The organism is uncultured Methanobrevibacter sp. (genome assembly GCF_902770715.1).
GTDB lineage: Archaea > Methanobacteriota > Methanobacteria > Methanobacteriales > Methanobacteriaceae > Methanocatella.
Window position 1 is genome coordinate 18,087 of the sequence record NZ_CACXTS010000018.1, and the last position, 13,028, is coordinate 31,114.

Annotated in this window: 17 protein-coding genes; 7 read left to right on the plus strand and 10 right to left on the minus strand. The window is 33.6% G+C overall.

The annotated features are described in order from the left end of the window. Positions 1 to 6: 6 nt before the first annotated feature. On the minus strand, positions 7 to 1,221 hold the full coding sequence (locus QZU81_RS06480) for an ammonium transporter (protein WP_292823207.1): 1,215 nt from the start codon (positions 1,219 to 1,221) through the stop codon (positions 7 to 9). Between the two features lie 334 nt (positions 1,222 to 1,555). Here QZU81_RS06480 and QZU81_RS06485 point away from each other — a divergent pair, with 334 nt between their 5' ends. Genes QZU81_RS06485 through QZU81_RS06510 form a run of 6 tightly spaced genes read left to right on the plus strand, consistent with a single transcriptional unit; the run spans position 1,556 to position 5,641 of the window. Next, positions 1,556 to 1,864 carry a hypothetical protein gene (locus QZU81_RS06485; protein WP_295590506.1) on the plus strand — a complete coding sequence of 103 codons (309 nt, stop codon included), beginning with the start codon at positions 1,556 to 1,558 and terminating at the stop codon, positions 1,862 to 1,864. A gap of 1 nt (position 1,865) precedes the next feature. Then, the gene (locus tag QZU81_RS06490) at positions 1,866 to 3,092 is read left to right on the plus strand and encodes an HD domain-containing protein (protein ID WP_292851556.1); all 1,227 of its coding nucleotides are present in this window, start codon (positions 1,866 to 1,868) and stop codon (positions 3,090 to 3,092) included. An 8-nt stretch (positions 3,093 to 3,100) separates the two neighbouring features. Beyond that, positions 3,101 to 3,649, plus strand: coding sequence for a UbiX family flavin prenyltransferase (locus QZU81_RS06495; RefSeq protein WP_295590508.1), 549 nt, complete (start codon positions 3,101 to 3,103; stop codon positions 3,647 to 3,649). Further along, positions 3,650 to 4,213 (plus strand): precorrin-6Y C5,15-methyltransferase (decarboxylating) subunit CbiT, encoded by a 564-nt coding sequence (gene cbiT, locus QZU81_RS06500; protein ID WP_295590511.1) that lies wholly within the window; start codon positions 3,650 to 3,652, stop codon positions 4,211 to 4,213. Between the two features lie 18 nt (positions 4,214 to 4,231). Next, complete coding sequence (locus tag QZU81_RS06505; RefSeq protein WP_292851547.1) at positions 4,232 to 4,993, plus strand: hypothetical protein; 762 nt, start codon at positions 4,232 to 4,234, stop codon at positions 4,991 to 4,993. An 18-nt stretch (positions 4,994 to 5,011) separates the two neighbouring features. After that, positions 5,012 to 5,641, plus strand: coding sequence for a molybdenum cofactor guanylyltransferase (locus QZU81_RS06510; protein ID WP_292851544.1), 630 nt, complete (start codon positions 5,012 to 5,014; stop codon positions 5,639 to 5,641). On the opposite strand, the gene rrp42 is transcribed toward QZU81_RS06510, so the two are convergent. The 8 genes from rrp42 to QZU81_RS06550 form a co-directional block, all read right to left on the minus strand. Continuing rightward, positions 5,638 to 6,423 carry an exosome complex protein Rrp42 gene (rrp42, locus tag QZU81_RS06515; RefSeq protein ID WP_292851541.1) on the minus strand — a complete coding sequence of 262 codons (786 nt, stop codon included), beginning with the start codon at positions 6,421 to 6,423 and terminating at the stop codon, positions 5,638 to 5,640. The two genes, QZU81_RS06510 and rrp42, sit on opposite strands and share 4 nt — an antisense overlap. 12 nt (positions 6,424 to 6,435) lie before the next feature. After that, a complete protein-coding gene (gene rrp41, locus QZU81_RS06520) occupies positions 6,436 to 7,131 on the minus strand; it encodes an exosome complex exonuclease Rrp41 (RefSeq protein ID WP_292823223.1) in 696 nt (231 codons plus the stop codon). Positions 7,132 to 7,155: 24 nt separating this feature from the next. After that, on the minus strand, positions 7,156 to 8,079 hold the full coding sequence (rrp4, locus tag QZU81_RS06525; RefSeq protein ID WP_292851538.1) for an exosome complex RNA-binding protein Rrp4: 924 nt from the start codon (positions 8,077 to 8,079) through the stop codon (positions 7,156 to 7,158). Positions 8,080 to 8,098: 19 nt separating this feature from the next. Further along, positions 8,099 to 8,800, minus strand: coding sequence for a ribosome assembly factor SBDS (locus QZU81_RS06530; protein WP_292823227.1), 702 nt, complete (start codon positions 8,798 to 8,800; stop codon positions 8,099 to 8,101). Positions 8,801 to 8,835: 35 nt separating this feature from the next. Then, the gene (gene psmA, locus QZU81_RS06535; RefSeq protein WP_295590515.1) at positions 8,836 to 9,651 is read right to left on the minus strand and encodes an archaeal proteasome endopeptidase complex subunit alpha; all 816 of its coding nucleotides are present in this window, start codon (positions 9,649 to 9,651) and stop codon (positions 8,836 to 8,838) included. A gap of 215 nt (positions 9,652 to 9,866) precedes the next feature. Then, positions 9,867 to 10,223: an Rpp14/Pop5 family protein gene (locus tag QZU81_RS06540; protein WP_292823231.1), complete on the minus strand. Its 357-nt coding sequence runs from the start codon at positions 10,221 to 10,223 to the stop codon at positions 9,867 to 9,869. Then, on the minus strand, positions 10,213 to 10,923 hold the full coding sequence (rnp3, locus tag QZU81_RS06545) for a ribonuclease P protein component 3 (RefSeq protein WP_295590518.1): 711 nt from the start codon (positions 10,921 to 10,923) through the stop codon (positions 10,213 to 10,215). The genes QZU81_RS06540 and rnp3 overlap by 11 nt, the downstream gene beginning before the upstream one ends. 67 nt (positions 10,924 to 10,990) lie before the next feature. Then, positions 10,991 to 11,620: a zinc ribbon domain-containing protein gene (locus QZU81_RS06550; RefSeq protein WP_292851529.1), complete on the minus strand. Its 630-nt coding sequence runs from the start codon at positions 11,618 to 11,620 to the stop codon at positions 10,991 to 10,993. 138 nt (positions 11,621 to 11,758) lie between these two features. Here QZU81_RS06550 and QZU81_RS06555 point away from each other — a divergent pair, with 138 nt between their 5' ends. Next, a complete protein-coding gene (locus QZU81_RS06555) occupies positions 11,759 to 12,052 on the plus strand; it encodes a winged helix-turn-helix domain-containing protein (RefSeq protein ID WP_295590520.1) in 294 nt (97 codons plus the stop codon). On the opposite strand, the gene QZU81_RS06560 is transcribed toward QZU81_RS06555, so the two are convergent. Next, positions 12,049 to 13,026 (minus strand): zinc ribbon domain-containing protein, encoded by a 978-nt coding sequence (locus QZU81_RS06560; RefSeq protein WP_295590522.1) that lies wholly within the window; start codon positions 13,024 to 13,026, stop codon positions 12,049 to 12,051. The two genes, QZU81_RS06555 and QZU81_RS06560, sit on opposite strands and share 4 nt — an antisense overlap. Positions 13,027 to 13,028 lie beyond the last annotated feature (2 nt).

A 13,028-nucleotide genomic window follows, 5' to 3' on the forward strand; every position in this document is an offset into this window, starting at 1 on the left:
AATCACCTAACTAAAGTTATATGCAGATTCTTCGTGAAGATTTGAATCCAATCCTCCAATCTCTTCATATTCCTCTACTCTTATACCATTCATGGCCTTATCTAATATTTTAGCAAGGATAAAGCTAATTGTGAATGAATATATTATGGTGGCTATTACACTTATAATTTGTATTACAACCTGATTTGGGTTTCCTGCAATCAATCCTGCAGCACCGTTTATTGCTGGAACAGCGAATATTCCTGTTGCAATTGCTCCCCATACTCCTGACATACCATGTATTCCCCATACATCCAAAGCGTCATCGTAACCGAATTTAGGTTTTAAATAATAGATTGCAAAGTAAGAGATAATAGGAGCTACGGCACCAATAACCAATGCTCCAAAGACATCAACAAAACCTGCTGCAGGTGTGATTCCCACAAGACCTGCTACCGCACCGGATATTGCACCCAGTACTGTTGGTTTTCCTACAACATAAGTATCAATTATTGTCCATACAACAAGTCCCATTGCCGCTGCAACATTGGAAACTATGATTGCATTTGCTGCAAGTCCATCTGCAGCAAGACCTGATCCTCCATTGAAACCCATCCATCCAAACCAGAGAAGTGCTGCACCTAAAACAGCATAACCAAGATTATGTGGAATTAATGAAGGGTCTCTTCTTTTTCCTAAAACTAATGCGACAGCCAATGCAGAAATACCTGAATTAATGTGGACTACTGCGCCTCCTGCAAAGTCGAGCGCTCCCATTTGCATCAGCCATCCTCCTCCCCATACCCAGTGGGCGATAGGAACATAAACAAGGCATGCCCATAATGGTACAAAAATAACCCAAGCTTTTGTTTTCATCCTTCCAACTAAAGCTCCGGACATTATTGCACAGGTCAAACCTGCAAATGCACATTGGAACATTACAAACAATAATGTTGGAATTGAACCGGAAAGGTCATCCAAAGCCATTCCCTGTAAAAAGAAATTTGTTGGTGAACCGATCAATCCACTTACATCTGTTCCAAATGCAAATTGGTAACCGAAGATTACCCATATTACACTTATTATTGAAAATGCAATAAAAGTTAAAAAAATTGTATTCAAAACATTTTTACGTTTACTTAATCCTCCATAGAAAAATGCGACAGCTGGAATACTCATTAACAATACTAAAAGAGTACAAATAAGAATCCAAGCAGTGTCACCAGCACTAAAAACAACCATTATATCTTCTCATTAATTTTAATTATCAAATATACATTTTAATTTTGCCGGAAATAGTCGGCAATTATTGTCGGAAGTAGTATTCCGATATATACTAATTTGACAACATTGTATATAAATCTTTTGTTAATCTAAAATCAATGTACAAAAAGTAACAATTTGATAAAAAGCTAAACCAACAATATCTAATTTGAAAAAATAATATAGTTTTATTCAAAATAACTAAAAAAAGTACTTCAAAATCCAATTAATTAAGAAACAATTAAATAATAGCTTTTAAAATAAATAATAATAATATAGTTAAATTTTTAATAAAAATAAAAAAGGTGTTATTATGAAAGACTCAGTTAAAGCAAAATTAATAGTATTTTTCATTATTGCATTAATCTCCTTTGGTGTCAGCAGTGCTTTTGCTAGTCTAACAATTACTGAAGATAATGATTCATACAAATTGATTCCAATTAAAAATGATTCTTTTGAACCGAATTACATTAACAAAGTTCCAACAATAATACCAAAAGTTGAAAAGAACTACACAAATAATAACACAACCGTAAACACAACAATAGATGATGATATAGGAGATATTAATTATACGTATAACCATTTAAATGAAACCTTCGAGGAATATGAGGACTGGTAAAATGAGTGAAAAGAAAAAATTTATCAGAGATAGTGTCTATGGAGATATTAACTTAAACCCTTTTGAAGTAAGAATTATGGACATGCCACAATTCCAGCGTTTAAGAAGAATAAAGCAGTTAGGACTAATAGGCTTAATCTATCCTGGAGCTACCCATACCAGATTTGAACATTCTGTCGGAACCATGAATCTAGGTTCAAAATTATCTGAAGAACTTGAATTGGAACAGGATGAAATCGAATTAATCAGAGCTTCAGCATTATTGCACGATATTGGACACGGTCCATTTTCACATGTCTCAGAAGGAGTTTTATCCGTACCTCATGAAGAATTAACCAAATTTGTAGTTACTCAAACCTCAATGCGTGATCTGCTTGAGGAAAAATTTGACGTTTCAGAAATTGTAGACATCATAAACGGAAAAGGATACCTTGGCCCTATAGTTTCAGGCGAACTTGATGTTGACAGGATGGATTATCTATTAAGAGATTCCCATAATACCGGTGTGGCCTATGGAATTATCGATTATGAAAGAATAATATCCAATCTGAAACTTGAAGACGGATTGATTTTAGATATCAAAGGTGTTCAAGCTGCCGAAGGAGCTCTTGTTTCAAGATATTTCATGTATCCGAGCGTATATCAACATCACACAACAAGAATCGTGAATTCAATGTTTAGAAGAGCGCTTAAGAAGGTATTTGACGAAAGCATAATAAATGAAAATGAAATCTACAAGTATGATGATGCTGATTTAATCGGAATATTCAGACACTGCGACAATAATTATGTAAATGACATAATGAACAGGCTGGATACAAGACGCATCATGAAAAGAGTAAAAACCATCAGATTGGACAATTTCAAATATCCTGAAAAGATGTATAAAATCAAGCCAGAAGCCCTTAGAAAAGCTGAAGAAGAGATAGCTGAAGACTATGACATTGACAAGGATTACGTGTTCATCAATATTGCTGAATATCCTCGTTTTGATGAAATGAAAACACAGGTAAACGTTGATGGCAAGTTATACCCTTTAACTGAAATATCAAATATTATAGGGGCTTTAAGCAAAGCCAGATTCAACATTCCAGATATAAGCGTTTATGTGGATGAGGATGAAAGGTCCAAATTTAAGAAATTCAAATTAGAAAACTACTTGGATTTACCTGAAATCGACAGGGAAAAATTCCATGGAATTCATTATGATCAAATTAAGCTATTTTAGGAGATAATATGATAGTTGTTGGAATTACAGGGGCAAGCGGAGTGATATATGGAATAAGGCTCCTTGAAGCTCTGAATGAATTGAAAATTGAAAGCTCATTGGTCATCAGTGACGCCGCAAAAGTTGTAATTGAATCGGAAACAGATTACAAAGTGGAGGATGTGATTAATCTTGCAGATACATATTATGATTTTAATGACTTGACTGCATCAATAAACAGCGGATCATTTAAGGCTGATGCATTGGCAATCGTGCCGTGTTCAATGAAAACACTCTCATCAATAGCAAATGGATATGGTGCAAATACCATTACAAGAGTTGCTGACGTTAGCTTAAAAGAAAGAAGGTCAGTTGTTATTGTTCCTCGTGAAACTCCACTTAGAAGCATACATATACAAAACATGTTAACATTATCACAAGAGGGAGCCATAATATTGCCTGCGATGCCGGGTTTCTATTCAACCCATGATACCGTTGACGACCAAATCAATTTCATCGTTGGAAAAATATTGGATTCTCTTAAAATTGAAAACGACATATACAAAAGGTGGGAATAAATGTTAGAAGATGGGGATTTTATCAAATCCTGTGATGTGCCTGGACCTACAAAAGAAGCAATAAGAGCTATAATCGTCTATAAGTCAGGAGTGACTCCTGAGGATAAGGTTGTTGATTGTGGATGTGGAACTGGAGGAATCACCTGTGAATTTTCACAGAGAGCTCGTGAAGTAATATCCATCGATACCAATCCAGAAGCTATTGAAATAACCACAAAAAACCTTCAGAAGTTTGGTCTTGGAGATAACGTCACATTAATTAACGATGATGGGGCAAATGCCCTCAAGGATATTGATGACATTGATATTGCCGTTGTCGGGGGCAGTGGCAGACAGCTTGAAAATATCCTGGACATAGTTCATGAAAAATTAAATTCAAAAGGTAGAATCATTATTACAGCTATTTTAGTTGACACTAAAGTCGAAGCGATTAATAAACTTAAAGATTTAGGATATAACCCAAAAATAATGGAAGTAAATGTTTCCCATGGCAGAGTCCTTGATCGTGGAATTTTGATGATTAGTGAAAATCCAATAGCTATTATTACCGCTAAAAAAAGATAAAAAAATTGGAGATTAAAAATGGATGAACATAAACGTTGGAAAATTAAATTTTCATTATTGATGGTTGTTTTAATAATTATCATTTATGGCTCAAATTACCTTGTATTGGGTGATGCTGAACATATCATATCATACATCTGGACCCATTTAGGTTTCATTCCTGTTGATATACTTGTTGTAGCATTCTTACTTGATGAGATTATTGAAAGAAAAGAAAAAGAAGCCATGCTTGAGAAGCTTGATATGCTTATGAGCACCTTTTTCTCTGAAGTTGGAAATGAATTGATAAGCCAGCTAAGTGCCGTGAACAAATACAATGTGAATACCGAAAACCTAAAGTCAATCAAAAATTGGGATCAAAAAGATTTTGAAAACAAATTGGCCGAACTTAAAGGCACAAGCACTGACTTCAGAGCAGATGTGCCTCCAGAAGAAAGAGAAGAATTCCTGGAAAACCTAAGAGACTTGCTTGTCAATAAAAGGGAATTCATCATTAACCTAATCAACAACCCGAATTTACTTGAAAAAGAGGAATTCACCAGCTTGATTAATGCAATTCTTCATTTGGATGAAGAATTGGAGCACAGGAAAGATTTGGCTTTAGTCAATGAAACTGACTTCGGACACTTGAACGGAGATATGCAAAGGGTATATGACAAACTAGTCTATGAATGGGTATACTATCTTAAATACTTGCATAAAAATTACCCTTACATGATTGCATTGATTATTCGTACCAATCCATTTGATGAAAATGCGGATGTCTATGTAAAAGAATGAACAGCATGGAGATTTAATATGAGTAGTGAAATTGAAAATAATGAAAATATTAAATCTTGCATTATTTTATGTGGAGGGCAAAGCAGAAGAATGGGTCGTGACAAAGGTTCAATGATTATTCAAAATGAACCTATGATTAAACACATTCTTTCCACCCTAAACCACCAAATAAATGAAGCTATAATTGTTTTAAATGATAAAGATCGGATTGACAAATATGGGAAATTTATCAATCCGCAGGATTACTCCTATGCCATCACATTTCTAGAAGACGAAATCAAAAATAAGGGGCCGATGCCTGGAATCATGACCGGACTTTCCAAAATCAAAAGCGACTATGCATTAGTATTGCCTTGTGACAGCCCGTACGTTTCCAAAAATTATATACAAACAATTTTTTCAGAAATTGAAGAAAATTATCAAGCTATTGTGCCTTATCACGATGAAAACAACAAATTAAAGACATCAGAGCCACTTCATTCAATATATAACAAAAATGTGATTCCAAAAATTGAAAAATTAGTCAACGAAGATGTTTTGCATATTAAAGGACTAATAGAAAAAATAGATGCAAAATTTGTTTTAATTGATAATAAAAAAATAGAAAAAAAAGAATTTAGAAATCTTAATCGTCCAGAAGACATTTAAAGATTTTCTATTAACTCTTTTACTTTTACTACTGCCGTATTTACACAGTAGAGAATTTCATCTTTAGTTAATGGTTCTTTTCCACCTTTTTGCATGGAACAGATGTGACCGTCTTTTGTAACACCAACATTTAAACGAGCACTAGCTACTCTTTCTTCATCTAAAGTTGGGTCAATAACCATCTTATCACCAATTTTAACAAAAGTACATAAAGCTAATTCATTATTAATTGGTAAATCAAAGGTTTCATCTTCACTAAGGACCACTTCTTCATCCACAATAGTTGCAACAGGCAATTTGGTAGATTTAAGAGCAGCCATTACAGCCAATTCACATGCATCGAAAAGGTTTCCACAGTTGTCGATAATGTGCAAGTCAATGAATAACATCCAAACATGTTTTCCTTCTTCAACACATAATTTGTCCAATTCAACCAATTCACTTTCACGAATACCCCTATCGACTACACGTGCAAGTTCAATTGAATCATCACTAGGTGGTCCTGGTTCAAAGGTTGGATCAGCCATTGGCAGCATTTCACAATTAGTCATTAAAACTCCTAAATCAGGAGTATCTGGAAATGGACTTCCAAGTTGTGGTTTAATACCAACCATCACTTGAGTTCCACCAAGTTTTACGCGAGCAGAACCTTCAGCTTTAGAAATAACATTAGTTTCAATAGAAATGTCCCTATATTCAGTTAAAGCCCTGCCATCTTCTCTTTTATCGTTTTTGACAAGGTTTGTAATACTTTGTCTTGTAATTTCCGGTACTATATCCATACTATCCACTCACTATTCTGTAGAATACTTTTTCATTAAAGCTTCTTTTTGAAGTTCACTAACTTTAAGACATCCTTCCATAGCTAAGTCAATTGCTTTTGCGAATTCTTCTTCGGTTAAATTACCGTCACTTTGTAATAATGTAATTTCACCGGTTCTTGGCATCATAGCTATTGGAACATCAGCTTGACCTTCTTTATCTTCATATTCAGATAAATCAAGTACGATTTCATCATTAACTTTACCTGCAGCGCAACCTACAACAATATCTTTCATAGGCACTCCTGCATCAACAAGTGCAACAGAAGCTGCTGTAATTCCAGCACAACGGGTTCCTCCTTCAGCTTCTATCACTTCTATATAAATATCAATCATTGAACGAGGATAATTTTCTAACATTAAAGCTGGCCTTAATGCATCAGCTGTAATTTTAGAGATTTCAGAGGATCTTCTATCAGGCCCTGGTCTTTTTCTGTCATCTACTGAAAATGGCGCCATGTTGTATCTGCATCTAATAACACCAGTATTCGGTTCGAGCAATCTTCTGATATATGATTCTCTAGGACCATAAACAGCTACTAAAATTTTATTTCCGCCAACTTCTAAATAAGCTGAACCATCTGCACGTTCAAGCACACCTGCTTCAATTTTAATAGGACGTAATTCATCAAATTTCCTACCATCCTTTCTTATAAATTCTGACATCATATCAACCTCTTAATCTGCGAAGAATTATTTATTATTTAATATAAAAGAATTATTTGAGTTATCACCATAGGATAATGAGTTATCTTTCTTATTCTTATTTTTTCTTTTTAATTCTTCTATAACCTCAGCAATATTAGGTTTATCCTCTTTTTCTTTTTTCTCTTCTGCTTCTCTTTCTTCTTGTTCTAATTCTTCTTTAAAATTTTGAAGTTTAGGTTTTTCTAAAACAAATTCTTCTTCAGTTTCCTCAACTTCATCCACTTCTTCAGGTGGCAATTCACCATCAATAGCTAAGTATAATTTGTTTTTAATTTTATTAGTTAAACCAGAAGTATGAGCTTCAGCTTCAATCAAGTGAATTATATTTTTAGTAAGTTGTTCCATGTCTTCGTCACCTTTTACCCAGACGAGACCATTTTGACCAACAACGATTTTACAATTTGTTTTATCTTTAATCATGTTAATCATGGAACCTTTTTTACCGATTAACCTAGGAACTTTGGTAGGAGCAATATCGACAATGATTCCTCCTTTGAATTTGCCCATTCCTCTTCCTTTTAAACCGAGTTTTGCCTTTTTGATTTCATCAACATCGACAACTCTTAAAAATAGAACATCCCCAACATCATAAACTTTGTTGAGTTCTTTTTTCTCACGACCAAACACTTCAAATGCTGGTAAAATTCCTGAATAAGGTGAATTAATGTCAACATCCCACATTGAGAATCTAACATCATTGATTTTACCTATTACAACATCTCCTTTCTTAGGAACATATTTACTTTTAAGAGGAATAACTCTGAGTTTCTTATTCCTCAAAGAAACAAGTCCCATTAAAGAAGAACAAATTTTACCATTCTCTTTAAAGGTACCTCTTCCTGAATAGTATTCCTCATCAGCCAATATCTGACCAGGAATAACTAAATCTTTATTTTCCACATATATCATAATAATCCCATAAACTTAATTATTTGATAGTTCGAGTTTCTGCTTCTCCACCTGAAATTTCCGCCATTTTTGAAGCGAAAGAGTTTTGAAGACCCCCAGGCATTTCAATAATGCCTATCCATGAGCCATCCTGTTGCCATTCTTCATTGATTATTTCACCAAATCCATGAATAGCAGTGTAAGCTTTTCCGGCAGCAGCTCCTGGAAGCCTAACAGCAACTTTAACCTTTTCAAATCTGATTGGAATAAGCGGCTTGATGGCTTTTAGTGCTGATTGAACTTGCTGGTCAACAGAAGTGAAAGGATCGAATTTGACCTTTGCCTCATCGCACGCATTTTCAATTCTTTGAACCGGATGAGGTAAACCATTTTGCGGATTAACTGCCTCTTTAGCTATTTTATTAATGACTAGCCTTCTTTTATCTTCTTGCATTTTTCTTTTTTGATCGGCAGTTAACTGAACGGTTCCCTTTTCAAGTATGATTTTAGAAACTTCGATAGGATCAGTAGTTTCAAATATTTTATTCATGGCTTCATCAGAAGCCTTGTCTCCTTTTTTGGAGTCTTTGAAAATTTCTTCAACAGCTAAAAGATCTTCAATGGCAACATCTGGACCATCAGGATTTCTAAAATCAGCTGCCAAATCAGGGTCAACCAATATCTCAAAGTGTTCACCACAGTATTCATATTTAGCTATGATAGCTTCATCAACATTTACCATTGAAACATCCCCTAAACTAATAATAAAGAAAAGAATTATTCTTCATTTTCTTTTTCAGAATCATCTGCAGATTCTTCCGCTTCTTCTGATTCTTCTACTACTTCTTCTTCCTCTTCTTCCTCTTCTTCAACGACAAGTACTTCATCAATGTATTTTTGCACTTCGTCTTTGGAGAGTTTTACATATTTTTCATCATCAATTTTAATAACAGCTATTTCGACATTATTTGAAGTAGTTTCATGATCTGTAGCTTGACTGATAGCGGTTAATGCTAATTCAATAGCTCCTTCTAAAGTTAAATCATCTTCATATTTTTCTTCAAATATTTCCATAGCAGCAGCTCTTCCTGAACCAATAGCAGTTGCTTTGTATTCAATTAATGCACCACTTGGGTCAGTTTCGAACAATTTGCATTTACCGTTATATACTCCACCAATGATTAAAGCAGAACCAAATGGCCTTACTCCACCATTTTGAGTGTATAACTGCAACATGTCGCATAACTTTTTAGATAAACTGGTTACGCGAATAGGTTCACTATAAGTGATTTTATTTATCTGTGCTTCAACTCTTGCTCTTTCAACTAAAGCTCTAGCATCAGCAACAAGCCCTGAAGTAGCTGCTCCAATATGTTCATCTATTTTAAAGATTTTTTCAATAGATGATGCTTCAACCAATTTTGAAGTGGTTCTTTTATCTACAGCTAAAACAATACCTTCAGAACTTTTAACACCAATAGATGTAGTTCCTCTTTTAACAGCTTCTCTTGCATATTCTACTTGGAATAGTCTTCCGTCTGGGCTAAATACAGTAATAGCCCTATCGTATCCTGCGTTTTGTAAAGGTTGCATAAATAATACCTCACATTTTTATAAATATTTATAAATTTCAAATTCGACTACATAAAAAAATAAAACCAAATCTCCATGAAAAGGCAAATTTTAATTTTAATAACTACATTGTAGAAAATTAAAATATTTTTTTATTCTTTTTTCCATAAATCCAATTGTTATTTATATAAATAAATTATTTATAAAGTTTTCTATTTTTAACTAACAAAAAGTAATTAAATGTATTTTTGAGAGGATTTGATTGTACCTGACAAACCTATGGTAGTAATGGAGATGCTATCATTATTGTACTTGTTTATCAAAGCAAGTGATGACCTTACATCATCAACAAAACCTCTTTGACATCTGATAATGGCTTTATACAAATAATAATCATCAGTTTTTCCCATTTCAAAGAATCTCATAACCCATAAATTAAAGTTTGATGTATTCAGTTCACCCTGAAAGCGAACGCATCCATCCCATACGATTGCAACGAGATCATCCTTGGAAATGGAAGATTTCACCTTAATCTCAACTGTCAGATATCTATTATTTTTCCTGAGTGTAGGCGGTAAAACTTTAAGCTTCATCAGTTACCCTCCTAACACCTTTAAAAATCATTTTATCCCTATTCTTATTAAATTCCAAGATATTTCCTGCAGTTTCAAAGGACATGTTGATTTCATCATCAGTCAAACCGCTCTGTTTAAAAAAAGCAATGAAGTCGTGAGTGGTTTTGATATCAAAAACGGATTCCGCTCTTGAAGATAGGATTAATGGGAATCCAAACTTCCTATACAGCACATAGATGTCCCTAAAATTAGAAAGAGTTTTTGACCTATGGGACAGGTAAGTTTTCAAAACATCCTTGAAACAAAGTTCGATGGCGACATTGTTGTTTAGAGCTTCCTTTGCAAGCACATGATTTAAGCCCGCATCAAATCTCTTTAAATAAGGCCTTGATAAGACATCAATCTTTACTGTTTCTACTACTGCCCTATTAACCTTTAAATCTCCTCCGACAACTGAAATGCAGGATGCCTTGTTTCTATATTTATTGGTTATTTTCCTAATTTCGTTAATGTTTGTTGACTTGATTTCCAAAGTATAGTCAAAATCGATTATATCCTCTAAATTTTCATTTAGTTCATCTCTAAAATTCAGTCCGTCTGAAAATTCGTTTTGATTATATGAGAAATTAATATGATCCCATCCATATTTGGAAGCTTCCTTAGCAAGCTTAATATTATTTTCCAAGCTACTTCCCTTAATATTCAAATCAAAAAACATAGTAAATACTTTATTATTCTATATATTAATAATTTTTTAAAAAAAAGAAATAGGTGAAGGAATCACCCTATTGATAACTATAGAATTCAACGTTCCAGCTCACAGTTTCATAATAATCAATTGTAAATGTCTCACTAGAAGATGAAGTATATGTAAAAGAGTCAGACCTTGTTTCAACAGCACTTTTTGAACCCCAATCAACACCTCCAGATTCACCGTTTGAACCTGAAACATATAAATGATTTGTAGCATAGTTTTTGATAGGATACGCTGAAAGCTTTACCATTATTTTACCGCTAGGAACACTAATGGTCTTGGAACCTGATCCGGAACCTGAATAACTTCCAATGGACACCCATGACTTTGCTTCACTTGCCTGATTCGAAGAGACTGTTTGAGTTTTGGCAGGAGCACTTTCCTCCTCACTTTCAACTGATTGAACCGGTTGGGAAACGTTACTTTGTGGAGAAGCTACATCAGTAGCTTGATTTGAATTACCATTTCCAGATAATGCAAAATAGCCAATGACCGCTGCCAATAAAATAATTATAGCAATTAAAGCAATAATTATGTATTTTGAAGAGTCATTAGATTTTTCAACAGGTGGGTCGACGATTACACCACCCAAAGAACTTCCACATTTAGTGCAAAATTTTGCACCTTTCTTATTTTCAAACCCACATTGATTACATCTCATAATATCTAAAAATCTATTCAGTTATTTAAATACTTTATAAAACATCATATAATAAATTTATTATGTAGATAAATTGATTTAAAAAGTGTATAATTTGTTATAAAACATTTTATAGTATAATAAATATAATATTTTATTATGAGTAAACAAAACGATGAGCTTTTGAAATTAACCTCATATGTACTAATCTCCAAATATAGAGAAAAGACTTTGAAATCCATTGGAGATGAAGTTAAAATACCAACAAACATCGCAAAAGACAGTGGAATTAGGACTAATCATATTTCAAAAGTTCTTAGCGAATTGAAAAGTAAAGAGATTGTTGAATGTATTAATGAAGAAGCTCGTAAAGGAAGGTTATACAGATTGACCGATACTGGAAAAGAAGTATTGGAAACCATTAAAGAGAAAGAGGAAAAAGATATTGATTAATTACTTTCAATACCCTCTTTTATTAATTCTAGTTCTTCCCTATTTTCTGGGCCTGACGATTCTTTTAAAACATCATACATCATTTTTAAAATAATACTATTTTTAACATTTAATGGGAAACATTCACTTGTTTCAATATAAATTGAATCATAACTTGGAGACTTCAAATCCATCTTATATTGTAGCTTTATTTCTTGCCTTAATCCTTCATCAATGTATTTTTCAAGATAAACAATGATTTCATTAGCGAAATTGTTTCCAAACATCATCATAGTATTGATTGAATCTTTGTCCAAATTTGTTTGCTTAACCAATTCGTTGAATGAACCGTAATTCTGATATCCGTATGGTATAAATCTGCCTTCGACGGTATGTGCACAGTATTCATTCATTATTTTGAATTCATGCAAAGTTAAAAAATACCAGACAAAACTTTGCAAGGTTGTTGATGTGTTGACCTTGAAAATATCGCATAACAATGATTCAACTATGCTGAATAAAAGATAATGGGCCAGTTCATGAATGACAGTTGCAATTTGAACCGAATCATCGAGCCTGTCATCATAATAAATGCAATTTCCTAAAAATACGAATCCCCTTTCCGGACCTCTTGCCTTAGGTTTGCAGGGGGTAAATATCTCAGCTAAATTGAAGATTTTCTCTTTTACGGAATCCCCATAAACATAAACATATTCCGCTCTTAAAAACAAATTGGACAATAGCTCATTGTACTTTTCATCACTTATTTCGGCATTCAGTAATAGATTTTCATTAAATTCACTGAACAAAACGTCAAAATCATCTATGGAGAGGGGATTGATCTGCTTTAAACATTTGATGCAGTGGGTAGCATAATCAAGATTAACTTCACCACAGAAAGGACAAATATGCTCTGTTATGAATTTATTGCCGCAATGAGTGCAATAATTATTTTCTTTGAGATTTAAAGTACCGCAAATGTCACATGTTTTCAATT